Below are 23,293 nucleotides of genomic sequence, written 5' to 3'. Positions count from 1 at the left end.
GGGCTGGGGAGCCAGGGCCCGGCGCCGGGGGCGGCGCGGCGGGCGGGGTCGGTCCGGCGTCATCGGCGGTCCAGGACGGGCGGGGGCGCACCGGGGCGGGTGCGGGCGGCGGATGGGGCACCGGGGCGTCAGTGCGGCGGTGCGGCGGTGCTCGTGGTGCAGGTGGTGGGGGGTCAGCCGGGGACGGTGAGAACCAGCTCGCCGTCCTCGACGGCGACGGTGTAGCCGGCCAGGGCCGGCTGACCGGTGGTGGAGCAGCCGGTGGCCAGTTCGTAGGCGTTCATGTGCAGCGGGCACAGCACGATGGACCCGTCGATCTGCCCGTCGGCCAGCGGACCGCCCTTGTGCGGGCACCGGGCCTGCACCGCGTGCACCGCGCCCGATCGCAGCCGGAAGACGGCGATCTGCCGGCCGTCCACGGCGAAGGCGCGGCCTTCGCCGACCGGTACCTGGTCGACGGAACCCAGGCGGTGGACGGTGCCGACGGCGGTGGCGGAGGTGCTCGACGTGCTCAGGAGTGGGGTGCTCATCGGACCGGCACCTGCGGGAGGACCTCGAGCGGGAGGGAGGAGCGGAACTGACCGGGGGTGGCCGGGGCCGCCCCCTCCTTCCACGGGTCGGAGTACGCGTCGACCGCCTCCTGGATCCGGGCGTCCAGATCGGCGGCGATGCCCAGGCTGTCCTGCACTATGACCTCCTTGAGGAAGTCCAGGCCCACCCGCGGCACGAACGCGTAGGTGCGCTCGAGCCACTTGGCGTTCTCCCGGTAGTACTGCATGAACCGGCCGGTGAGGGTCTTGGCCGTCTCGGGGTCGTCGACGGTGGCCAGCAGATCGCCCTTGCGGATGTGCGCACCCGCGGCGCCGCCGATGTAGACCTCCCACCGCCCGCCCTCGATGGCCACGATGCCGATGTCCTTGACCAGCGACTCGGCGCAGTTCCGGGGGCACCCGGAGACGGCGAGCTTGAGCTTGGCGGGTGACTCGATGCCCTGGAACCGGCTCTCGATGTCGATGCCCAGCTGGGTGGAGTCACCGACGCCGAAGCGGCAGAAGTCCTTGCCCACACACGTCTTCACGGTGCGGAAGCTCTTGCCGTAGGCGTACCCGGACGGCATGTCCAGATCGGCCCAGACCTTCGGCAGGTCCTCCTTGCGCACGCCGAGCAGGTCGATCCGCTGCCCACCGGTCAGCTTGACCAGCGGGATGTTCCACTTCTCGGCCACGTCGGCGATCCGCCGCAGCTGATCGGGGGTGGTCACCCCGCCCTTCATCTGCGGGACCACGGAGAAGGTGCCGTCCTTCTGGATGTTGGCGTGGACGCGGTCGTTGATGAACTTCGCGTCCTTCTCGTCGATGTACTGATCGGCCCACATCATCTTGAGCAGCGAAGCCAGGCCCATCTTCGATTTCGCGTCCTCGGCACCCTCGGGGGCCAGGGCGGCGAACACCGAGGAGACGGAGCGCAGACCCTGCTCGCGGATGGCGACCATCAGGGCCGGCTTGTCCATCGGGACCCCCGGCACGTACCAGTTCGCCGACGGGTCCTCGACGACGGCGCCGCCGGCGGCCCACTCGACGATCTGGCAGACCATCGTCTTGCACGAACCACAGCCCTTGCCGGCGCGGGTCTTGTCCATCACCCCGGCGACGGACTTGACGCCGCTCTCCACGCACGCCACCAGATGACCCTTGGTGACGCCGTTGCAGTTGCAGACCTGGGCGTCGTCGGCGAGCTCGGCCGCACCGACCTCAGCCGTCGGACTGCCCAGGTTGAACATCATCTCCACGCGCTCGTCGGGCAGCGGCAACCCCCGGTCGAACGCCTGCATGAGGAAGGCGACCTTGGACGTGTCGCCGAGAACCGTTGCTCCGACCAGCTTGTCGTCACGGATGACGATGGACTTGTAGATGCCCTTGGTCGGCTCGGAGAAAACGATGTGCTCGTCGCCCTCGCGCTCCGGGCCGAGCACGCCCATGGAGGCGACCTCGACGCCGGCCACCTTGAGCTTGGTCGCGGTGCGCGAGCCGAGGTAGGCCGAGCTGGTGTCCACGCCGGTGATCTGGTCGGCGAGCACGACGGCCTGTTCCCACAGCGGGGCGACCAGGCCGTACACCTCGCCGCGGTGCTGGACGCACTCCCCCACCGCGTACACGTCGGGGTCGTCCACGGTGCGCATGTAGTCGTCGACGACGATGGCCCGTTCGACGGTGAACCCGCTGGTCAGCGCGACGTCGACGTTGGGCCGGATGCCGGCGGCGACGACGACCATGTCGCACTCGAGCTGCGGGTGGTCCAGCAGCCACACCCCGCGGACCCGGTCCTCGCCGATGATCGCGGTGGTGCGCGCCTTGAGGTGCACCTCGATGCCGAGCTTCTCGACACTCTGCCGCAGGATGTCGCCGCCCTGCGGACCCATCTGCGCGTTCATCAGGTGCGCCCCGGCGTGCACCACGTCGACCACCAGGCCGTGGGTCTGCAGACCCCGCGCGGCCTCGAGGCCGAGCAGTCCACCGCCGATGACCACCGCGCGGCGGTGCTCGTCGTGCTGGGCGTACTCGACCATGCGACGGGTGTCGTCGATGGTGCGGAACGCGAACACCCCCGGCAGCAGTTCGCCGTCGTCGGTGCGCAGGCCCTCGATGGCCGGCATGAACGAGTAGCTGCCGGTGGCGAAGATGAGGGTGTCGTAGTCGGTGGCGCTGCCGTCGCTGCCGTAGACGATCTTGGCGAACCGGTCGACGCGGGTGACCCGCACCCCGGCGTGCAGGGTGATCTGGTTCTCCTCGTACCAGGGCAGCGTGTTGAGGAAGATGTCGGCGTCGGTCTCCTCGCCGGACAGGACGTGGGACAGCATGATGCGGTTGTAGTTGCCGTAGGGCTCGTCGCCGAACATGGTGATCCGGAACTGCAGTGCCTCTCCGCGTTCCAGGATCTCCTCGACGGTGCGCGCCCCGGCCATGCCGTTGCCGATGACCACCAGCCGGCGGCGGGTGTCCAGCGGCTCCGTGTCGGTGTCCGGCCGTTCCTGCAGCGTCGTCATCAGACCTCGACCAGACCCAGATCGAGGACGACGGTGCCGCTCACGCCGTCCGGCGCGGCCAGGTACAGCTCGACGGCGGTGCCGCCCTCCATGTCCTCGACCACCCGCAGCGGGATGTGCACGTCGCTCTTGGCACCGATCGGGAAGTAGCGCATCGGGACGCCGTCGCGCATGAGTACCGCGACGACCAGCTCGTCGGAGGTGTTCCCGCCGCGGAAGTACAACGCCTGGGCCACCGACCCGTCCGGGACCAGGTAGGTCAGATCGGCGTGCAGGACGGCGGGCTTGTCGATGCCCTGGCCGGTGAAGGCGTAGATGCCCTGCAGGAAACGGTTCTTGGTGTGCATGCGGCTTCCCTTGCTGGTCGAGGACGTGATCGGCGATGTGCTCTGCGGACGGGACGGGGAGCGGACCCGGGCGGCGGTGGAGGGGGGTCGCGTGGGCCGACGTGCGGTGACGGCGACGGGCCGCTCGGGGACCTGCTGCAGCAGGTGCGTGTCGTCGGAATCCCCGACGCGCTCCAGGGCGGCCGCGCACACCTTGAACTCGGGCATGCGCGAGTACGGGTCGAGCGCGGCCAGGGTCAGGGTGTTCGCGTTGGACGCGCCGCCCCAGTGGAACGGGACGAACACGGTGTCGCGGCGGATGCCGTCGTCGAGCTGGGCCCGGAACCGGGCGGCGCCGCGGCGGGTGCGCACCTCGACGATGTCGCCGGCCCCGATGCCCTGCCCGCGGGCGAGGTCCGGGTGCAGCTGCACGCACGGGTCCGGCACCATGCGGGCGTTGTTGCGCCGGGTCTGCGTGCCCGACTGGTACTGGGTGAGCAGCCGCCCGGTGGTGAGCGCGAAGGGGTAGTCGGCATCGGGCATCTCGGCCGGGTCACGGTGCTCGACCCGGATGAAGCGGGCCCGTCCGTCCGGCGTGGGGAACCGCTCGAGGAACATCCGCGGTGTGCCCGGGTGCTCGTCGGTCGGGCAGGGCCAGAACACGCCCTGCTCGGCGTCGATGCGCTCGTAGCTGATGCCGGCGTAGTCGGCGATGCCACCGGCGCTGGCCCGGCGCAGTTCGTCGAACACGGTGCGCGGGTCGGCGGAGAAGTACTGCCCGCGGTCGAGCCGGCGGGCCAGTTCGATCATCAGCTGCAGGTCGTCGAGCACGCCGGCGGGCGGCGGCAGGGCCTGACGGCGGTGGATGACCCGGCCCTCGAAGTTGGTCATCGTGCCCTCCTCCTCGGCCCACTGGGCAGTCGGCAGGACGACGTCGGCGCGGGCCGCGGTCTCGGACAGGAAGATGTCGGACACCACGAGCAGGTCCAACGCGGCGAGGCGATCGGCGACGCGGTTGGCGTCCGGGGCCGAGACGACGAGGTTGGACGCCATCACCATCAGGACCCGGACGCCGTCGGGAGTGCCGATGGCGTCGAGCATCTCGAACGCGGACTTCCCGGGGCGGGGCAGCTCGGCCGGGTCGATCCCCCAGACGGCGGCGACGTGGGCGCGCGCGGCGGGGTCGTCCAACCGCCGGTACCCGGGCAGCTGGTCGGCCTTCTGGCCGTGCTCCCGGCCGCCCTGTCCGTTGCCCTGACCGGTGATGGTGCCGTACCCGGAGAACGGCTTGCCGGGCAGACCGAGCGCCAGGGCCAGGTTGATGAACGCCTGCGCGGTGTCGGTGCCGTTGGAGTGCTGCTCGGCACCGCGGGCGGTGAGGATCATCGCCGAGGGAGCCTCGGCGAGGATCTGCACGGTGCGGCGCAGATCGTCCACGGCGATGCCGGTGATGCGCTCGACCCGGTCGGGCCAGAACGACCGGACACCGGCCCGCACGGCGGCGAAACCCGTGGTGCGGGCGTCGATGTAGGCCTGGTCGACGTAACCCTCGCGGATGGCCAGGTGTAGGAGGCCGTTGGCCAGGGCGAGATCGGTGCCGGGGGTGGGCCGCAGGTGGACCGAGGCGCCCTGGGCGGTGGAGGTGCGGCGGGGGTCCACCACGATGTGCTGCGCCCCCGCGGCGCGTCCCGCGTCGAACCACTGCATGGCCGGCGGCATGGTGTCGGCCGGGTTGGCCCCGACGAGCAGGATGGCCGCAGTCTCGCCGATGTCGGAGACCGGGAACGGCATGCCCCGGTCGACCCCGAACGCCTTGTTCCCGGCGGTGGCCGAGGACGACATGCAGAACCGACCGTTGTAGTCGATCATCGCGGTCCGCAGGGCGACCCGCGCAAATTTGCCCAGGCTGTAGGCCTTCTCGTTGGTCAGCCCACCGCCGCCGAACACCCCGATCGAGTCGCGCCCGTACCGCTGCTGACTCGCGGTGATCCCGTCGACGACGCGGCCCAGCGCCTCGTCCCAGGTGGCCGGGCGCAGCGCACTGGAGCGATCGCCGGGTACGGCGCGGACCAGCGGGGTGAGCAGCCGGTCGGGGTGGTCGAGCAGCTCGGTGGCGTTCCACCCCTTGGAGCACAGTCCCCCGCGGTTGGTCGGGAAGTCCTCCTGCGGCTGCAGGGTGGCCGGACGACTGCCGGCCACCAGGGTGATGCCGCACTGGAACGAGCAGTAGGGGCAATGGGTGTCGGTCGGGCTGTCGGTCGGGCTGTCGGTCGGGATGTCACGCCCGGGGGACGGCGCCCCGCGGGTGGGAAGGGGCAGGGCGACGGACACGGGCGACCCCCTCACGGAGTGCGGCCCCCCAGGGCGCGGCGGCGGCTGGACGGGACGAGCGGCGGACATCGGGGGTGGACACGGCGACTCCGTCGGGCCGTGGCGGTCGGGGCGGCGCCCACGGCTGCCGGACCGCCCGGACCGCCGTGTCCCCCCGGGCAGCCATCACCCGGTGGAGTGGTCCCATGGTGTCCGCCCGCCCTCGGGCGCTGGTTGCGCCCGCGTTACCCGTTGGTACCGATCTGCGCACAGGGCGACGGTCCGTCGCTGTGAGGTACCGCCGGCAGCGTTCCGGTGGTCGGCAGATCCGGTGGTCGCCCGGGGTAGGGAGCGGGACAGCCCGTGCCCCGGGGCCGAGGACCCACGCCGGAAACATGGGATGGGGATACTTCCGTTCATGCCGACCCAGCTCCAGCCCGAGGTCCGTCGTGGCTGACGTCAGCTCCCTGGCGGGATTCACCATCGGCATCACCGCCGCCCGCCGGCGGGAGGAGTTCGGGGCCGCGTTGGCCCGCCGCGGGGCGACCGTGCTCTACGGCCCCGCCATCCGCATCGTGCCGCTGGAGAACGACGACGAACTCCGCCGGGCCACCCAGGCCTGCGTGGACGCGCCGCCGGACATCGTGGTCGCCACGACGGGCATCGGTTTCCGCGGGTGGATCGAGGCGGCCGACGGCTGGGGCCTCGGCGAGGGCCTGCTGGACGTGCTGAAGCGGGCGACCCTTCTCGCCCGTGGCCCGAAGGTGGTCGGGGCGATGCACGCGGCCGGCCTGTTCGGCGAGTGGTCGCCGGAGTCCGAGTCGTCCACCGAGGTGCTGGAACGACTGCTGACCATGGACCTGCAGGGCCGGCGGGTGGCCATCCAGCTGCACGGTGAACCGCTGCCGGACATGGTGGACGTGCTGCACGAGGCGGGCGCCACCGTCGAGCAGATCCAGGTCTACCGCTGGACGTTGCCGGTCGACACCGCCCCCCTGGTGAAGCTCTGCCAGCAGGTCGCCGCGCGGGAGATGCAGGCACTCACCTTCACCAGCGCGCCGGCCGCGGTGAGCTTCCTGCAGATCGCCGACGAGCTCGGCCTGGGCGATCAGGTCCGGGACGCCCTGCACTCCGAGGTGCTGGCGGTGGCGGTGGGGCCGGTCACGGCCGCCCCGCTGGACCGCGCCGGCATCCCCGTGGTGCAGCCCAACCGGTCCCGGCTGGGCGCGATGGTCCGGGAGATCTCCGTGCAGGTCCCCGCCCGGTTCGCCCGTCGGGTCGTTGCCGCCGGGCACACGCTCGAGCTGCGGGGCACCGGTGTGTTGATCGACGACCGCTTCGTCAGCCCCGGGCCCAGCGGCATGGCCCTGCTGCGCTCCCTCGTCGAACACCCCGGCCAGGTGCACACCCGGGCCGAGCTGTCCGCCGTCCTCCCCGGCGGATCCGCCGACGACCACGCCATCGAGGTGGCCATCGGCCGACTGCGAACCGCCCTCGGCGAGCCCCGCATCATCCAGACCGTGGTCAAGCGCGGCTACCGACTGGCCTTCGACCCGGAGGTCGCGTCCAGCGGCCGGTACTGAGGTCACGCCGGGGCGGCGACTCCCCCCGTCGCCGCCCGGCAACCTCTCGGCGCCGCCTTCCGTCCTCCCGGCGGGGGATCTGCCGGTCATCCCTGGAGTGGCCGGCAACCGACCCGTCTCCCACGATGGTGCGGGACGGGCCGGCCGGATCACCCGGCACGACGGTGCGCCCACCCTGTCCGGAGCGGAACCGGACAGGAGCGCCGACGCGGAACGGAGGAACCGATGAGGCGTCTGGTCCTCCTGATGATCGGCGCGATCCTGGCCGGGTCGGTGACCCTCCTGGTCCCGGGGACCGCCGCGGCGTGCAGCTGCACGAACGAACCGTTCTCGGCCCAGCAGGCCAGGGCCGACATCATCTTCACCGGCACCCCCACCGCCGCGGACGTCCCGCTCCCGGTCGACGGCCTGCAGTCCTCCGACGCCCCGGTGCACTGGTCGTTCAGCGTCGACGCGGTCCACCGGGGTCCGGTCACCGCCACGGTCGAGGTCGACTCGGCGCTGTCCGAGGCCTCCTGCGGCATCGCCCTGCGCGCCGGCCGGCCGTACCTGGTGCTCGGCACGATCGCCGACGGTCGGATCAGCACCCACCTGTGCAGCGGCACCGCGCCCCTGGCCGCCGTGGCTGCGACCGACCTGGCCGCCCTCGGCCCGGCCGAGCCGCCGGCGGACGACATGCAGAGCGTGTTCGACGCCCGGGCGGCCACCGAACGGGCGCAGGAGGACGCGGACTCCGGTTCGTGGACGGGACCCCGAATCGCCGTCGTCGCGGCGTTGGTGGCCGCGGTGCTCGGGTCCGGCGTCCTCGCCCTGAACCGACGCTCCCGGCGGGAGCCGTGATGCGCGGAGCGCCGGCCCGCCGGGATCACCAGCGGGTGTGGACGCTCTCCCGGATACGCGCGTCGTAGACCCGGCGCACGGTGTCGGCGAACCCGGCGGGCAGCGTGGACTCCCCCGCCGCGGCGTTGCGCCGGGCCTGGTCGGCGTTGCGGGCCCCGGGGATCACGGTGGTGACGCCGGGCTGGTCGATGATCCAACGCAGCGCAGCCTGCGGCAGCGGAACATCCTGGGGCAGATCGGCTCTCAGCTCGTCGACGGCGGCCAGTCCGGTGGCGAAGTCGACGCCGGAGAAGGTCTCGCCCACGTCGAACGCGGCCCCGTCGCGGTTGTAGTTGCGGTGGTCGTTCTCGTCGAACGTCGTGTCGGCGGTGTACTTCCCGGACAGCAGCCCACTGGCCAGCGGCACGCGGGCGATGATGCCGACGCCGGCCTCCATCGCGGCGGGGAGCACCTCGTCGAGCGGCTTGAGCCGGAAGGCGTTGAGGATGATCTGCACGCTGACCACCCCGGGCCGGGCGATGGCCGTCAACGCCTCCGCGGTGGTCTCCACCGACACCCCGAATCCGGCCACGACGTTCTCCTGACGGAGCTCGGCCAGGGTGTCGAACACCGGGTCCATGTCGTAGACGGCCGGCGGCGGGCAGTGCAATTGGACGAGGTCGAGGGTGTCGGTCTGCAGGTTGGTGCGGCTGCGGTCCACCCAGGCCCGCAGGTTCTCCTCGGAGTAGGTCTCCGCGACGAACGGGTCGGCGCGCCGACCGACCTTGGTGGCGACCATGATCCCGGCCGCGGCGTCCCCGAGCTCGGCCCGGAACCGGGCGATGAGCTTCTCGCTGCGGCCGTCGCCGTAGACATCGGCGGTGTCGAAGAACGTCACGCCGCTGTCGTGGGCGGCCCGCAGGACGGCCAGGGCGTCGTCCTCGCTGACCTCACCCCAGTCGGCGCCGAGCTGCCAGCAGCCCAGGCCCACCACCGAGGCCGAGGCGTGGGCCGCCCCGGTCAGCTTGAGTCGTCCGAAGGTGCGGTGTTCCAGAGTCATGGATGGATCTCCTCGGTGCAGGTGGTGGTGGCGCGGATCGGGGACGTGGCGGCCGGTTCGTGATCGGGCGGCCGGAAGCTCCCCACGGCTGACCCGCCCCCTCGGGAGTACCCCGCCCGTGCCGGGGCGGAACGCACACACCCCCGGCTCTTCCCGGTACCGGATGTGGGTGCGAGGGATGAGCCAGGGGTGCGGGCGGCAGAGGACATCCGCGAACAGAGGCGGGAGCGCTCACTCGGGGGCGAGTGGGAGCTCCCAACCCTGTTCGCCGCGAGTCAACGGGACGGTGTCGAACACGGCGACCAGGGGCAGCGGGCCGTAGACGTGCGGAAATCCGTTCTCCACCACGACCTCCGCGCCGACCAGGGCCGGATCGACGCGCAGCAGCAGCATCGGCTCGTCCACGTCGGCGTAGTAGCGCTCGAGCACACCGGCGACCTGCCCGGCGTAGCTGCAGTGGATGAAACCCTCCTGCTCGAGGGTGCGACCCCGGGTGGAGACCCGGGATTCGCCGTCCCGTTGCAGATCGGCCCACTGCGCCTGGGTGGCGCAGTGGTAGAGCAGCCCCTGGCTCTCGTCGGACCCGTGCGGGACGTCCGAGGCCGACCGGTCCGCCGTCGTCATCTCAGACGGCCAGCACGGTCGGCACGATCATCGGGCGGCGACGGTAGACGTCGCCGACCCACCGGCCGACCACGCGGCGCACGGACTGGGCGATGCGGTGCGGATCGGTGATCCCGTCGGCCTCGCTGCGGGCGAGCTCCGCCTCGACGATGGGGACGACCGCGTCCAACGCGTTCGGATCGTCGGAGAACCCGCGGCCGGCGATCGTCGGCGCGCCGACGGCCCGTCCGGTGTGCGAGTCGATGGCCACCGTGATGGAGATGAAGCCGCCCTCACCGAGCACGAGCCGGTCGGACAGGGTGGTCTCCCCGACATCGCCGACGGCGTTGCCGTCCACGTAGACCATGCCGACGGGGATGTGGCCGGAGATCCGGGCGCGGCCGTCGATGAGGTCGACGACGGTGCCGTCCGGCGCCAGGATGACCCGGTCGGACGGAACCCCGGTCAGCACGGCCAGTTTCGCCTGCGCGCGCAGGTGGCGCCATTCGCCGTGCACCGGGATGACGTTCTTCGGCTTGACCGCGTTGTACATGAAGAGCAGCTCGCCGGCCGAGGCGTGGCCGGACACGTGCACCTTGGCCACGCCCTGGTGGACGACGGTCACGCCCACCCGGGCGAGCTCGTTGATCACGGTGAAGACGCTGGTCTCGTTGCCCGGGATCATCGAGCTGGCCAGGATGACGGTGTCGCCCTGGATGAGGTTGACCTGGCGGTGCTCGCCGCGCGACATCCGGGACAGCGCGGACAGCGGCTCGCCCTGCGACCCGGTGGAGATGAGCAGCACCTGCTCCGGCGGCAGCTCCAGCACCTTGTCCAACGAGCGGACCAGACCGTCCGGCACCGTCAGCAGGCCCAGTTCCTGGGCGATCTGCATGTTCCGCACCATCGACCGGCCGACGAAGGCGACCTTGCGGTGATGGGCCTCCGCCGCGTCCAGCATCTGCTGGACCCGGTGCACGTGCGAGGCGAACGAGGCCACGATGACCCGCTGCCGGGCCTTGGCGATGAACGAGTCGAGCACCGGCCCGATGTCGCGCTCGGGGGCGACGAACCCGGGGACCTCGGCGTTGGTGGAGTCGACGCAGAACAGATCCACGCCCTCCTCACCGAGCCGGGCGAAGCCGCCCAGGTCGGTCAGGCGGCCGTCGAGCGGGAGCTGATCGAGCTTGATGTCGCCGGTGTGCAGGACGGTGCCGGCCGGGGTGCGGATGGCCACGGCCAGGGCGTCCGGGATGGAGTGGTTGACCGCGAAGAACTCGAGGTCCCAGGCGCCGACCGACCGTCGCTCGCCCTCCTTCACCACCTCCAGCTTCGGGGTGATGTGGTGCTCGCGGCACTTCGCGGCGATCAGGGCGAGGGAGAAGCGAGCCCCGATGACCGGGAGGTCCTTGCGCAGTCGCAGCAGCCACGGCAGGGCCCCGATGTGGTCCTCGTGGCCGTGCGTGATGACCACCGCGTCGATGTCGTCGACGCGGTTCTCCACCAGGCGGAGGTCGGGCAGGATCAGGTCGACCCCGGGCTGCGCGTCCTCGGGGAACAGCACCCCGCAGTCGACGATCAGCAGCCGGCCGTCGTACTCGTAGACGGTCATGTTGCGGCCGATCTCGCCGATGCCGCCCAGCGCGACCATGCGCAGCGCACCCTTGGGCAGGCGGGGCGGGGCCAGCGGGGCGCGGGCCGGGCGATCGCCCCCGCGGCCACCGCGGTCCCCTCGGTCGCCGCCGCCGTACGACCGGTCGCCCGGTCCGGTTGAACTCATCTCAAGGGTCCGATCTCATCGAGGTCCCGGGCGATAGCCTCGGTCTGTTCATGGGTGGCGGGGATCTGCGGCAGCCGGGGATCCCCGACGCCGAACCCCCGCAGGCGCAGGGCGGCCTTGGCGAAGACCAGGCCGGCCCCGCCGCCGCAACGCCCCATCGCGACGTGCGCGGGGAGCAGTGCTTCGTGGATGGCGCGGGCCCGGACGTAGTCGCCGCGCTCGGTGGCCTCCACCATGGCCCGGACGTGCGGTCCCACGACGTGGGAGATGATGCTGACGATCCCGACCCCGCCGACGCTCAACCAGGGCAGCGTGAGCGGGTCGTCGCCCGAGTAGTAGGCCAGGTCCGACCCGGCGATCACCCGCGAACCGGCGTACAGATCTCCCTTGGCGTCCTTCACCGCGGTGATCCGCGGGTGTTCGGCCAGGCGGAGCAGGGTGTCCGGCTCGATGGCCACCACCGACCGGGCGGGGATGTCGTACAGCATGATCGGCAACTCGGTCGCGTCGGCGACGGCCGCGAAGTGGGCGAGCAGGCCCTGCTGCTGCGGGCGCGAGTAGTACGGCGTCACCACGAGCGCGCCGTGGGCGCCGGCCGCCTCGGCCTGCCGGGCCAGGCGGATCGAGTGCGCCGTGTCCGACGTGCCGACTCCGGTGACCACCGTGGCCCGGTCCCCCACCGCCTCGACGACGGCCCGGACGACCCGTTGCTTCTCGTCGTCGCTCGTCGTCGGGGACTCGCCGGTCGTGCCGTTGACGACCAGGCCGTCGTTGCCCTCGTCGACGAGGCGTTCGGCCAGGGCGGAGGTGGCGTCGAGGTCGAGATCGCCCGCAGCGGTGAACGGGGTGACCATCGCGGCCAGCACGGTGCCGAAGGGACGTCCCTCGCGGCCGGACGGTCCGGCGATGAGCGCAGTCATAGCGGCAAACCTACCGCCCGGGCACCGCCCTACATCGACCGGTTCAGCCGCCGGAGCGCCGCGACGTCGGCATCCGCGCCCGTGAGCTCGACCCGACAGGCGTCGCGACCGGAGAGCCAGAGCAGGATCTCGCCGGGCGCGCCGGTCATCGTCACCGACGGTTCGCCACTCTTCAGGGTCACCACCGGGCCACCCCCGGTGTCCGCACGCACCCCGATCGGAGCCTTGCGCACCATCTGCTTGACGACGAACGAGCTCAGGATCCCGCGCAGCTCGGCGGTCTCGGCCTGGCCCAGGACGCGGGGTTCCCACCCCGGTGCGCCGCGGCGGGCGTCCTCGTGGTGGATGAACATCTCGGCCGAGTTCGCCAGCTGGTCGATCTTCCCCCAGCCCATCGGGTTCCAGGCCGGGGGTCCCGAGCGGTACAGCTCGACCAGGTGGGCCCACGGCTGCGCGGTGTACCCGGCCATGACCTTGTCCGTCCACCCGGACAGCGGGGGGAGCAGGGTGCCCAGGGCCCCGTCCGGCCGACGCTCGCGCACCAGCAGGTGGGCGGCCAGGTCAGCGGTGGTCCAGCCCTCGTCCAGGGTCGGCGCGTCCGGACCGAGCTCGAGGAAGAGGTCGGCCAGGGCGGAACGTTCGGACTGCGCGAGGGTCATGGTTGCGAATCTAGCCCGGCCCACCCCGGGGTCGGTTCGGTGCCGACGGAGCGGGGCCGGGCGACCGAGGGGTGTCGACGGGTCAGACCACCGGAGTGGCGACCACCACGACGTTGTCCTCGTAACGCTGGGCCACGGTGTCGAACGGGCCGCCGCAGGTGATGAGGACCAACCGGGCCGGGCCGTGGGTCACGAACAGATCGGCGGGCAGCCCCTCGGCCTTCTCGAACACCTCCCGCGCGGTGATGCGGTACTCCACGGTGCGACCGCCGAGGGTCGCCACCTGGACGGTGTCACCCTCGTTCACCTTCGTCAGGCCGATGAGGGCGCCGGGCACGTTGGCGTAGTTGACGTGGCCGACCAGCACGGTGCTCCCGGCAGGAGAACCGGGCAGCACGCTGCCGGTGTAGAAGCCGACCTGGGCCGGATCCTCCGGCGGATCGACCACTCCGTCCGTGCTGCCCACCGGCAGCACGGGCGCGGTGACGCCGAGCGAGGGGATCGAGATGGATTGCGCGACAGCGGCTCTCGGCCCGGCTGGGGTCGTCGCCACGGGCGTGGAGGCGGCCGGAGCCGGAGTGGGGGCGGCCGGGGACGGTTCCGTGGTCGCGGGCGTCTCACTCGGCGAGGCCGCCGGTACGTCGGTCACGGCGGGGCTCACGGCCGGCGAACTGTCGGTGGCGGCGGAGGCAGTGGCCGGTGCCGGAGGGACGGTGCTGGCCGGGGCCGCGACGGCGGCCACCGAACCGGGTGCGCTCGTCCGGGCCGGAACAGTGCCCTGGGGGGATTCGGACGATGCCGCCGGCGCGGCGGCCGCGGAGACCGAGCCGAACTCGGTGGGGGCCGGCGTCAGTCCGTTGAACAGGACCATCGCGGTGACCAGCAGGGCGGTGCCCAGGGTCATGATCGTCAGGGTGAGGCGATCGCGCTGGGTCAGCCCGCGCCGACGCACCCGGGGGGCTGCCACGTCCGATCGTCCTCCACTCGCCGCCCGCCTGGCTCCAGGCGGGCCGATGCTTCCCTGCGGGGGCCGCACGGCCCCCGCAGGGAGTCAATCAGTGCTGCTGCGCGTGCTCGCGGCGACGCACCGCAACGGTGGCACCGCCGGCGACGAGCAGGAAGCCCGCGGCGCCGAGGCCGATGAGCATGCCCTTCTCGCCGTCGCTCGCGCTGGCGGCGAGATCGCCCACACCGGCCGGGACGGCGGTGGGGGTGGCGGTCGGGCCGGTGTAGGACAGCGGCAGGGCGAAGAAGTACACGAGCCCGGTGGCCGGGTCCTCGGACTGCGCCCCGATCGCGATCTGGTCCTCGGCCGTGCTCACGGCCGGGATGGTGATCTGCACGGTGAAGGAGCCGTCGGCCGCGGTGGTGGTCTCGGCGAGCAGGTCACCCATCTCGTCCTCGGCGGTCAGCACACCGACCTTGACCGGGATCTCCGGCGTCGGAGCGGTGCCGTCGGTCGTCGCGCAGCCGGAGAAGTTCTGACCGGAGACGGTGACGACCGTGCCCGGGGCCAGATCGGTCGGCACGGCGGTCAAGCTCGGAATGGCACAGTCCGGCGACGGCAGAGCCGTCGAAGTCGGTTCGGCCGAGGCGGCCAGCGGCGCGGCGGCTGCCAGCGCGAGGGCCAGACCGGTGGCTGCCACCGATCGAGCCAGGAATCCACGAGTACGCACAGTTCCCCTCCCATAAGGATCACCGGCGTCTTGCCGCCGGACTGGGTCGGAGGTTACGCATGTGAATCCTGTGAACAGTGTTACTGAGGAGCATGACGGGGCGTGTCGCCGAGTTTTCCTGAGCTTTCGGCCCGGACGACATCGAGCGCCCTTCGAGGCGAAGCCCCGGATGCCTGACAGGGCCTGGACAACGAAGAACCGGCCGGGTGTGCCCCGGCCGGTTCCCCGGTCCCTTCCGCGTCAGTCCCCGATCCGTTCCGGACCGTCAGTGCTCCTCCGCCTTCTCGGCGCCGGCACCGGTCAGCGAGCGCATTTCCATCTCCGCCCACTTGGCCTTGTTCCATTCCCGGCTGGTCACCGTGCCGAGCCAGGCGAAGAAGAATCCGAGGGGGATGGAGACGAGTCCGGGGTTGTCCAGCGGGAACCAGGAGAAGTCGACGCCGGGGTCGCTGATCAGGCTGGGCGACTTACCGGTGGTCGGGTTGACGGGCTTGCCGGACACGTTCGGCGAGAACACCAGCAGCAGGAGCGCCGACCCCAACCCGCCGTAGATCCCCCAGGTCGCCCCGCGGGTGTTGAACCGCTTCCAGAACAACGACAGCAGGATCGACGGCAGATTGGCCGACGCGGCGATCGCGAACGCGATGGCCACCAGGAAGGCGACATTCAGACCCTGCGCGGGAATGGCCAGCGCGATGGCCACCGCGCCGATGACCACGGCCGAGATCCGACCGACCCGGACCTCCTGCTTGCCCGTCGTCCGCCCGGGTCGGAGGACCCCGGCGTAGAGATCGTGGGCCAGCGAGGCCGACGAGGCCAAGGTCAGGCCGGCGACGACGGCCAGGATCGTCGCGAACGCCACCGCCGCGATGACCGACAGCATCACCGCCCCGAGTCCGGTCCCCACGCCGCCGAGGGCCTCGGCCAGTTGCGGCGCCGCGGTGTTGCCGGCGGGATTCCGTTCGACGATCTCCTTCTGGGTCAGCAGGGCGGCAGCGCCGAAGCCGATGATCAGCGTCATCAGGTAGAAGACGCCGATGATGCCGATCGCCCAGTTCACCGATTTCCGCGCGGCCTTGGAGTCCGGGACCGTGTAGAAGCGGACCAGGATGTGCGGCAGGCCGGCGGTGCCGAGCACCAGGGCGATGCCCAGGGAGATGAAGTCCAGTTTGGAGAACAGCGTCGCCGTCGCGTCCGCGGTCTCCTTGCCGTAGTACAGCCCCGGCTCGAGAAAACCCTCCTTGCCGGAGTTGTCGGCCGCCGCGCCCAGCAGCGAGGAGACGTTGAACCCGTATTTGGCCAGCACCCAGAAGGTCATCACGCCGGCGCCGGTGATCAGCAGACAGGCCTTGACGATCTGCACCCAGGTGGTGCCCTTCATCCCGCCGAAGACCACGTAGATGATCATCAGCAGGCCGACACCGGCCACGGTCCAGTTCTTGGCCGCCGGCGAGGAGATCCCGAGCAGCAACGAGACCAGGGTGCCCGCGCCGACCATCTGGGCGAGCAGGTAGAAGATCGACACGACCACGGTGGAGATCGACGCGGCGGTCCGCACCGGCCGCTGACGCATCCGGAACGACAGGACGTCGGCCATCGTGTACTTGCCGGTGTTGCGCATCAGCTCGGCGACGAGCAGCAGGGCGACCAACCAGGCGACCAGGAAGCCGATGGAGTAGAGGAACCCGTCGTACCCGTAGAGGGAGATGATGCCGGCGATGCCCAGGAACGAGGCCGCGGACATGTAGTCCCCGCCGATGGCCAGACCGTTCTGGAATCCGGTGAAGGACCGCCCGCCGGCGTAGAAGTCGGCCGCCGTCCGGGTCTGCCGGCTCGCCCAGATGGTGATGCCGATCGTCGCCGCCACGAAGACGGCGAACAGCGTGATCGTCAGCCCCTGGTGGGAGGTGTCGGTGCCGGGGGCGGCCAGCGCCGTCGTGGTGGTGGAGAGGGCACCGGTCCCGGCGGCGTTCATCGGGCGGCCTCCTCGATCTCGGCGCGCATGCGGTCGGCCAGCGGGTCGATCCGGCGGTCGGCGTGCCGGGAATAGGCCAGCGCGATGCCGAAGGTCGAGACGAACTGGAGCAGGCCGAAGATCAACCCCACGTTGACGTTCCCGAACACCGGGGTGTCCATGAAGCCGCGGGCGTAGGCGGCACACAGCACGTACGTCAGGTACCAGACGAGGAAGGCGACCGTCAGCGGGAAGATGAACGAGCGCACGGCGCGCCGGAGATCGGCGAACTGCGCACTGTCCTGGAGCTCCTCCCAGGGCGGACCGACCGCCGGGGACGACCTGGGTGAGTCGGAACCGGCGGACCCGGGGCGATGTGCGCCGCCGGATTCCGGTGGTGGGGAGGACGGGGGGGCCATGGAACCTCCGGGGGCGATGGGTGGCGCCGTCCGGCCGTGAGGTGGGTCGTTCGACATGCGCACCCTCGACCGTGACGCCCGTCACGCTAGGCCGCTCGCGACCGACCCACCAGTCGACGCACCGCGGATCCCCGTGGCCGCCGGGTCGGGAAACCGGGCGGGTGACGCCGGGCACCGCATCTCCTCCGACGTGGGACGGCGGCAGGAGAACACGCGGTGCAAGGGCTCGGAAGCGACCGGACGTCCCTCGACCGTCACCCGTCGGGGGAGATTCATCACCCCCGAGGGTGGCCTCTGTCGGTGGGTCGGGTTAGGTTTTCGTGTGACCGGCCTGAGTGTTCGCTGTCACCACAGCACGCCCGTCCGGGGCCCCCACCCACGCGAAGACAGGACTGCGGATGCGATCACCTCGCACGGCACGGCGACGGCTCATGGCGGTGACGTTGGCGGGAGCCACCGCCATCACCCTCTCGGTGACGGGGGTGAACACCTCCGCAGCCGCTCCGGCCGCTCCCCTCCCCCCGGCGGCGCAGCCGGTTCCGCTGGCCGATGCGGCCGGCACCCCCTCCACGGGCAAGCTCAGCGAGCAGGTCGACCTGACCTCCGGGGCCAGCCAGGCGGTCTTCGTGCAGTTCACCGGACAGGGCGCGGCCGACGCGAGCGCCGAGACCCTCGCCGCCGGCGCCGGGACCCCGGCCGCCCAGGCCGCGGCCCAGGCCCGCACCAGCGAGGTCGAGGGCACCACGGACGCCGTGGTCGACGAGGCCATGGCCACCGATGCCGCCGCCGAGGAGCTCTTCACCATCACCAACGCCGTTCCCGGCGTGGCCATCCGGACCACCCCGGCCGCCCTGGCCGCGTTGGCCGAGCGGGACGACGTCGCCAAGATCACCCCGTTGGTGCCCAAGAAGCTGATGAACTCCAACGCCGTCCAGCTCACCCAGACACTGAAGACGTGGCAGGACACCGGGCAGACCGGCAAGAACGTCAGCGTCGGCATCATCGACACCGGCATCGACTACACGCACGCCGATTTCGGTGGACCGGGCACCGTCGAGGCCTTCGAGGCCGCCTCCGCCGACGAGGCCGGACCGTTCACCCCGACCGCCAAGGTCGTCGGTGGCTACGACTTCGTGGGCGACGCCTACAACGCGAACGTCGAGGCCGATTCCACCCCGATCCCCGACCCGAACCCGATCGACTGCGAGGGCCACGGCACCCATGTCGCCGGCACCGCAGCCGGTTTCGGCGTGAACGCGGACGGCAGCACCTTCACCGGCGACTACCCGTCGCTCACCGGTGACGAGCTCAACGCGATGCGCATCGGCCCCGGCACCGCGCCGCTGGCCGATCTCTACGCGCTGAAGGTGTTCGGCTGCGAGGGCAGCACCAACGCCACCATGGTCGCCCTCGACTGGGCCCTGGACCCGAACGCGGACGGCGACTTCTCCGACCACCTGGACGTCATCAACCTGTCCCTGGGCAGTGACTACGGCGTGGTGGACGACCCGGACAACCTGCTGATCAACAAGCTCGCCTACTACGGCGTCATCCCGGTCCTGTCCGCCGGCAACTCCGGCGATCTGACCGATTCCGGCGGTTCCCCGGGCAACGCGGTGCGCAGCATCGCCGTGGCCAGCACGGTGGACTCCTTCCAGCTCCGGGACGGCGTCCGCGTCGACGCCCCGGCCGATGTCGCCGGTGTCGCCGGCGGCCAGTTCTCCGTCGCCTACCCGTGGGCGTCCGCACCGGACGTGTCCGGCACGGTCACCCCGCTCAGCGCCGCCAACGCGGACGGTTGCACCGCGCTGTCCCCCGAGGACGCCGCGCTCGTCGCCGGCAAGATCGCCTGGCTGCAGTGGGACGACAACGACGCCACCCGGGCCTGTGGCTCCGGCGCCCGTTCCGCCAACGTCGCCGCCGCCGGCGCCATCGGTGCCCTGTTCACCTCCGACCTGGTCGTGTTCGGCGCCGGCATCACCGGAAGCCCGGTCATCCCGGTCGTCCAGCTGACCTCGGCCTCCACCGCCGCGCTCGCCCCGGCGGCCGTGGCCGGCACCCTGCAGATCACCTTCTCCGGTGAGCTCGCCCGCAGCCTGCCGACCTACGACGACTCCATCACCGACACGATCTCGTCGTTCACCTCGCGCAGCTCGCACGGCTCGCTGGGCGTGGTCAAGCCCGATGTCGCCGCCCCCGGTGACACCATCGCCTCCGCCGGCATCGGCTCCGGGGACGACGCGGCCGTGCTCTCCGGCACCTCGATGGCCTCTCCGCACACCGCCGGCATCGCCGCGCTGGTGCGGGCCGCCCACCCGGCCTGGAGCGTCGAGCAGGTCAAGGCGGCGGTCATGAACACCGCCGACAACGACCTGTTCACCGGCACCGACCGCAGCGGTCTCCGCTACGGCCCGAACCGGGTCGGCACCGGGCGCGTCGATGCGCTCGCCGCCGTCACCACCCCGCTGCTCGCCTTCTCCACCAACGTCTCCGGGGGCGTCAGCGCCTCCTTCGGCGTCGTCGAGGCCCCCGTCTCCGCCGACACCGTGACGCGCACCCGCACGGTGACCGTCCAGAACACCGGATCGGCCGCCGCCGACGTGGCGATGTCCTACGACGAGATCACCCCGCAGCCGGGCGTCGCGTACAGCGTCTCCCCGACCACCGCCACCGTGCCCGCCGGCGGGTCCGTCACCGCCACCGTCACCATGACGGTGTCGCCCGCGCAGCTGCGCAAGGTCATCGATCCCACGATGGAGGCCCTGCAGCTGGATGTGCCGCGGCAGTTCGTGTCCGCCGCCTCGGGTCTCCTGCTGGTCAAGCCCGCGGGCGATCAGTCCGCTCTGCGGGTGCCGGTCTACGGTGCGGCGAAGCCCGCCTCGCTGACCCGGGCCTACGACTCGGCCTACGGGACCTCCCGCGCGCTGCGCATCGCCGGTCGTGGCGTCAGCCAGGCCCCGTCCAGCTCGTCGTTCAACTCCATGGTCTCGGTCATGACCATGGGTTACGACAGCCCCCGGGCGCCGATCTGCTCGGCGACGATCACCACCGGGTGCACCTACAACGCCTCCACCCTGGCCGGCGACCTGCACTACGTCGGGGCCGGCGCGACCAAGGGCCCGGACGGCACCGTGGCCACCGGCAGCGTGTGGTTCGGTGCCACCACGTGGAGCCGATGGGCGACCGTCGGCAACACCACGTACCCCTACGTCGACATCGACGTGAACGGTGACGGCACCCCGGACCTGCGGTCCCAGGTGCAGAACCTGACCGGCACCGACGTGCTCGTCGCGATCCTGGCCGACCTGGCCACCGGGGACACCCTCGACGTCCAGCCGGTGAACTTCCAGTTCGGCGACGTGGACACGAACGTGTTCGACACCAACACGATCCTCATCCCGGTGAACCCGGCGTTCCTCGGCATCACGCCGGCGGACACCAGCTTCCCGATCAGCTACTCGGTGGGCACCCAGAGCGGGCTCGCCCCGTACAACCTGGGCGACATCGACAGCACCCCGATGATCCCGTTCGATGTCGCGACCCCGGCCGTCCAGGTCTCCGACCCGCTGTACTTCGACAACAGCAACACCGCCATCCCGTACACCCGTGGCGGGACCGGCGCCGCGCAGGCGCTCGTCATCCACCTGCACGGGCTGAACGGAACCAAGGGCCAGGTGGTCAGCCTCCGCGGCTGACACCGGCCGCCTGCGCAGGCGGGCAACCGATCGGGCAGACGCCCCGTCCCCTCCAGGGGCGGGGCGTCTGCCCGTTTCCGGAGTCCCGGCACGACACCCGGGTCGGCGACACTCGACCGCACGACCACAGATCGGAGTACGCGATGACCTGGACGACGACACGGACCCGGCCCCTGCGCGACCCCGCGTCCCCGGCACCGGGTCCGGACCGCACCGGCGCAGGAGCCTTCGGGGCGGCCCTCCTCGCGACGGTGCTCGCCCTGGTGCTGACCGCGTGCGGGTCCACCGACGCCGGATCGGGCGCGGCCACCGCCCCGACCACGACATCCTCGGCCGCACCGTCCAGCAGCGATCCGTCGAACCCGGCCCCGACCTCCCCGATCCTTACCACGGCCCCGTCCTCAGGTGCGTCCTCCGGTGCGGGGACGACGGATCCCGCCGGACCGAGCATCGTGCCGTCGCCATCCGTCTCGGTCTCTCTCCCGGCCGGGCCCGGCGCAGCGGAGCAGACGCTCACCGGCACGATCGGGCCCGGCGTGGAGTCCGGGTGCGTCGTGCTCACCGCTGACGGCGGCGTGCTGGCGAACCTCGTCGGCCTGCCCTCGGCGGAGCTGCTTGCCCAGGGCGGCGACGACCCCGTGCAGGTCCGCGGGCAGTTCGTCGAGGGCGGGATGTCGTTCTGTCAGCAGGGGCGGATGTTCCAGGTCACCGAGGTGGTGCCGGACTGAGGCCCGTCCGCTCCACGAGGACCCGTGGATCAGCCCTCGCCGACCAGTGGCGACGCGGCGAGCCGCGTCCCGTCGGGGAGGTCGCTGATCCGGAAGTCGGCGAACGCATGCGGGGCGAGGGCCTGCAGCTGCTCCAACACGGCGACGGCCAGGGACCGGATCTCGACATCGGCCGCCTCCGTGGCCCGGGTGCCGATGAGATGACGCCAGGCGCGCAGGTTGCCGGTCATCACCAGGTCCGTCCGGGACGCCGCCGGGAGCACGCCCCGGGCGGCCTGCCGCGCCTGCTTGCGGGCCAGCGCGCCGTCGGGCGCATCGACCGCCGCCTCGTCCAGCAGTCGAAGGATGTCGGCGTGGGCCTGCGCCGCGGCCTGCACGGCGGTCGAGAAGCGTTCGTGCAGTGCGGGATCGGCGGCGATGACGGCCGGCTCCACCACCCCCGGCCCGCCCGCCGGGGTGAACCGCGGCGAGAGCTGCGAGAACGAGAAGTGCCGGTGACGGACCAGCTCGTGGGACACCGACCGGGAGATGCCCGTCAGGTAGAACGTGGCCGAGCTGTGCTCGAGCACCGATAGATGACCGACCTGCAGGATGTGCTCGAGGTAGCCGGCGTTGGTCGCGGTGGCCGGCACCGCCTTGGACCACGACCGGTAGCAGGCGCGGCCGGCGAACTCGGCGAGCGCCTGGCCACCGTCGGCATCGGTCTGCCACGGCACGTCCGCCGGCGGGAGGAATTCCGTCCGGCCGATCAACTGCACCCCAGGCGCGGACGGGGACTCGGGGGCGCTCACCCGGCGACCCTCTCACACCGGGTCAATGCCCTCCGGTCGCCGCTGTGGCGGGTCGGCCGGGTGCTCCGGCACGTGTCGGGTGGGCCGACCGGCGCGGGTGTCGAGCGGGGCCCGGTATCGGGACGCCATGGGCACCGCACGGTGGCCACCCGAATGTGCGCGACCACCGCGGCCCGCGGAACGGCCGCCGTCGAGGTCCCCACCCGCACTGACGCCTTCGCACGGTGGGAGAAGCCTGTGACGTCACTGCGTGGGCCATGTGGCGTCAAACTGACGTCACAAATCTCTTGAGTGACGTCATCTCTGGTGTCACACTGATGTCATGGACCTGACCCCGTACGTGAGTTCCCTCCGTGAAGATCTGCTGTCCGCCGCGGCCGTCGGCGACGAGGACACCCGGCGGGCGGCGACCCTGCTCGCCGGCGCCATCGAACCCGCCGCCCGCCTCGCGCTGATGAACGCCCTGTCCGACCTGGCCGCCGAGGTCACCGGCGAGCTGCACGGCCGGACCGTGGACCTGCACCTGGACGGACGCAACGTCCGGGTCCGCATCACCGACCATCCGGTCGCCGGCCCGGGCGGCCCCGGCGCCGACACCCCCACCGGGGTGGAGGCGGACGGGACGCCCACCTCCCCCGACGAACTGCGCCGCCACCTGCAGGACGTCGGAGGCGAACTGTCACGGACCACGGTGCGCCTGTTCCAGGAGCTCAAGTCCCAGGCCGAACGGGCCGCGGGTGACCAGGGCGTCTCCCTCAACACCTACATCTCCCGCGCCGTCGCCGACTCGGTGCGTTCCGCGGTGCCCGGGAAGGGCCACCGCGAGCACTCGGCCACCAGGCCGGGCGGCAGCACCGTCACCGGGTTCGTCCAGGGCTGATCGGGCCGACCGGCACGCCACGACCGCGCGCAGCCGACACCCTCAGC

General features: G+C 71.8%; 18 protein-coding genes. 5 read left to right on the top strand and 13 right to left on the bottom strand.

From position 1 onward, the window contains the following. Positions 1 to 173: 173 nt before the first annotated feature. From J2S58_RS01360 to J2S58_RS01350, 3 genes are read right to left on the bottom strand one after another with little or no spacing between them, the layout of a single operon-like run. On the bottom strand, positions 174 to 530 hold the full coding sequence (locus tag J2S58_RS01360; protein ID WP_205255225.1) for a Rieske (2Fe-2S) protein: 357 nt from the start codon (positions 528 to 530) through the stop codon (positions 174 to 176). Next, positions 527 to 3,043, bottom strand: a complete 2,517-nt coding sequence (gene nirB / locus J2S58_RS01355) for a nitrite reductase large subunit NirB (protein WP_205255224.1) — start codon at positions 3,041 to 3,043, stop codon at positions 527 to 529. The genes J2S58_RS01360 and nirB overlap by 4 nt, the downstream gene beginning before the upstream one ends. Then, positions 3,043 to 5,646, bottom strand: coding sequence for a molybdopterin oxidoreductase family protein (locus J2S58_RS01350; RefSeq protein WP_344469968.1), 2,604 nt, complete (start codon positions 5,644 to 5,646; stop codon positions 3,043 to 3,045). The genes nirB and J2S58_RS01350 overlap by 1 nt, the downstream gene beginning before the upstream one ends. 482 nt (positions 5,647 to 6,128) lie before the next feature. Between J2S58_RS01350 and J2S58_RS01345 the strand changes: the two genes are divergently transcribed. Beyond that, positions 6,129 to 7,262 (top strand): uroporphyrinogen-III synthase, encoded by a 1,134-nt coding sequence (locus J2S58_RS01345; RefSeq protein ID WP_306826118.1) that lies wholly within the window; start codon positions 6,129 to 6,131, stop codon positions 7,260 to 7,262. Between the two features lie 225 nt (positions 7,263 to 7,487). Further along, complete coding sequence (locus J2S58_RS01340) at positions 7,488 to 8,102, top strand: hypothetical protein (protein WP_205255221.1); 615 nt, start codon at positions 7,488 to 7,490, stop codon at positions 8,100 to 8,102. Between the two features lie 25 nt (positions 8,103 to 8,127). Here the strand turns inward: J2S58_RS01340 and J2S58_RS01335 are convergent, their stop codons facing one another. The 9 genes from J2S58_RS01335 to J2S58_RS01295 all read right to left on the bottom strand — a co-directional run bounded on the left by J2S58_RS01335 (position 8,128) and on the right by J2S58_RS01295 (position 17,152). Beyond that, entirely contained in the window at positions 8,128 to 9,135 is a 1,008-nt protein-coding gene (locus J2S58_RS01335; protein ID WP_370881845.1) for an aldo/keto reductase, read from the bottom strand. A gap of 237 nt (positions 9,136 to 9,372) precedes the next feature. After that, complete coding sequence (locus J2S58_RS01330; RefSeq protein WP_205255219.1) at positions 9,373 to 9,765, bottom strand: DUF952 domain-containing protein; 393 nt, start codon at positions 9,763 to 9,765, stop codon at positions 9,373 to 9,375. Between the two features lies 1 nt (position 9,766). Beyond that, positions 9,767 to 11,524 carry a ribonuclease J gene (locus J2S58_RS01325; RefSeq protein WP_205255218.1) on the bottom strand — a complete coding sequence of 586 codons (1,758 nt, stop codon included), beginning with the start codon at positions 11,522 to 11,524 and terminating at the stop codon, positions 9,767 to 9,769. Beyond that, positions 11,521 to 12,444 (bottom strand): 4-hydroxy-tetrahydrodipicolinate synthase, encoded by a 924-nt coding sequence (gene dapA / locus J2S58_RS01320; protein WP_205255217.1) that lies wholly within the window; start codon positions 12,442 to 12,444, stop codon positions 11,521 to 11,523. The genes J2S58_RS01325 and dapA overlap by 4 nt, the downstream gene beginning before the upstream one ends. A 29-nt stretch (positions 12,445 to 12,473) precedes the next feature. Continuing rightward, positions 12,474 to 13,103: a TIGR03085 family metal-binding protein gene (locus tag J2S58_RS01315; RefSeq protein WP_205255216.1), complete on the bottom strand. Its 630-nt coding sequence runs from the start codon at positions 13,101 to 13,103 to the stop codon at positions 12,474 to 12,476. An 82-nt stretch (positions 13,104 to 13,185) separates the two neighbouring features. Then, positions 13,186 to 14,070: a class F sortase gene (locus J2S58_RS01310; protein ID WP_205255215.1), complete on the bottom strand. Its 885-nt coding sequence runs from the start codon at positions 14,068 to 14,070 to the stop codon at positions 13,186 to 13,188. Between the two features lie 88 nt (positions 14,071 to 14,158). After that, on the bottom strand, positions 14,159 to 14,641 hold the full coding sequence (locus J2S58_RS01305) for a hypothetical protein (RefSeq protein ID WP_205255214.1): 483 nt from the start codon (positions 14,639 to 14,641) through the stop codon (positions 14,159 to 14,161). 403 nt (positions 14,642 to 15,044) lie between these two features. Then, entirely contained in the window at positions 15,045 to 16,754 is a 1,710-nt protein-coding gene (locus J2S58_RS01300; RefSeq protein ID WP_205255213.1) for a solute symporter family protein, read from the bottom strand. Next, positions 16,751 to 17,152, bottom strand: a complete 402-nt coding sequence (locus J2S58_RS01295; protein ID WP_205255212.1) for a DUF485 domain-containing protein — start codon at positions 17,150 to 17,152, stop codon at positions 16,751 to 16,753. The genes J2S58_RS01300 and J2S58_RS01295 overlap by 4 nt, the downstream gene beginning before the upstream one ends. Positions 17,153 to 17,550: 398 nt before the next feature. Between J2S58_RS01295 and J2S58_RS01290 the strand changes: the two genes are divergently transcribed. Further along, positions 17,551 to 20,847 (top strand): S8 family peptidase, encoded by a 3,297-nt coding sequence (locus J2S58_RS01290; protein ID WP_205255211.1) that lies wholly within the window; start codon positions 17,551 to 17,553, stop codon positions 20,845 to 20,847. A gap of 143 nt (positions 20,848 to 20,990) precedes the next feature. Beyond that, positions 20,991 to 21,575, top strand: a complete 585-nt coding sequence (locus tag J2S58_RS01285) for a hypothetical protein (protein ID WP_205255210.1) — start codon at positions 20,991 to 20,993, stop codon at positions 21,573 to 21,575. Positions 21,576 to 21,604: 29 nt separating this feature from the next. Here J2S58_RS01285 and thyX read toward each other — a convergent pair whose 3' ends face one another. Then, complete coding sequence (gene thyX / locus J2S58_RS01280; protein WP_205255209.1) at positions 21,605 to 22,366, bottom strand: FAD-dependent thymidylate synthase; 762 nt, start codon at positions 22,364 to 22,366, stop codon at positions 21,605 to 21,607. 322 nt (positions 22,367 to 22,688) lie between these two features. Between thyX and J2S58_RS01275 the strand changes: the two genes are divergently transcribed. Further along, a complete protein-coding gene (locus J2S58_RS01275; protein ID WP_205255208.1) occupies positions 22,689 to 23,246 on the top strand; it encodes a toxin-antitoxin system HicB family antitoxin in 558 nt (185 codons plus the stop codon). Positions 23,247 to 23,293 lie beyond the last annotated feature (47 nt).

The sequence above is a fragment of the Nakamurella flavida genome, from assembly GCF_030811475.1.
GTDB classification, from domain to species: domain Bacteria; phylum Actinomycetota; class Actinomycetes; order Mycobacteriales; family Nakamurellaceae; genus Nakamurella; species Nakamurella flavida.
The sequence above is the reverse complement of the archived record's forward strand: the minus strand, read 5'-3'. Positions and strand labels throughout refer to the sequence as shown.

What these genes read in the sequence shown, in the direction of transcription:
- J2S58_RS01360 (WP_205255225.1), bottom strand. Translation starts at nt 530, where the DNA reads ATGAGCACCCCACTCCTGAGCACGTCGAGCACCTCCGCCACCGCCGTC.
- nirB (WP_205255224.1), bottom strand. Translation starts at nt 3,043, where the DNA reads ATGACGACGCTGCAGGAACGGCCGGACACCGACACGGAGCCGCTGGAC.
- J2S58_RS01340 (WP_205255221.1), top strand. Translation starts at nt 7,488, where the DNA reads ATGAGGCGTCTGGTCCTCCTGATGATCGGCGCGATCCTGGCCGGGTCG.
- J2S58_RS01330 (WP_205255219.1), bottom strand. Translation starts at nt 9,765, where the DNA reads ATGACGACGGCGGACCGGTCGGCCTCGGACGTCCCGCACGGGTCCGAC.
- J2S58_RS01325 (WP_205255218.1), bottom strand. Translation starts at nt 11,524, where the DNA reads ATGAGTTCAACCGGACCGGGCGACCGGTCGTACGGCGGCGGCGACCGA.
- dapA (WP_205255217.1), bottom strand. Translation starts at nt 12,444, where the DNA reads ATGACTGCGCTCATCGCCGGACCGTCCGGCCGCGAGGGACGTCCCTTC.
- J2S58_RS01315 (WP_205255216.1), bottom strand. Translation starts at nt 13,103, where the DNA reads ATGACCCTCGCGCAGTCCGAACGTTCCGCCCTGGCCGACCTCTTCCTC.
- J2S58_RS01300 (WP_205255213.1), bottom strand. Translation starts at nt 16,754, where the DNA reads ATGAACGCCGCCGGGACCGGTGCCCTCTCCACCACCACGACGGCGCTG.
- J2S58_RS01295 (WP_205255212.1), bottom strand. Translation starts at nt 17,152, where the DNA reads ATGGCCCCCCCGTCCTCCCCACCACCGGAATCCGGCGGCGCACATCGC.
- J2S58_RS01290 (WP_205255211.1), top strand. Translation starts at nt 17,551, where the DNA reads ATGCGATCACCTCGCACGGCACGGCGACGGCTCATGGCGGTGACGTTG.
- J2S58_RS01285 (WP_205255210.1), top strand. Translation starts at nt 20,991, where the DNA reads ATGACCTGGACGACGACACGGACCCGGCCCCTGCGCGACCCCGCGTCC.
- J2S58_RS01275 (WP_205255208.1), top strand. Translation starts at nt 22,689, where the DNA reads ATGGACCTGACCCCGTACGTGAGTTCCCTCCGTGAAGATCTGCTGTCC.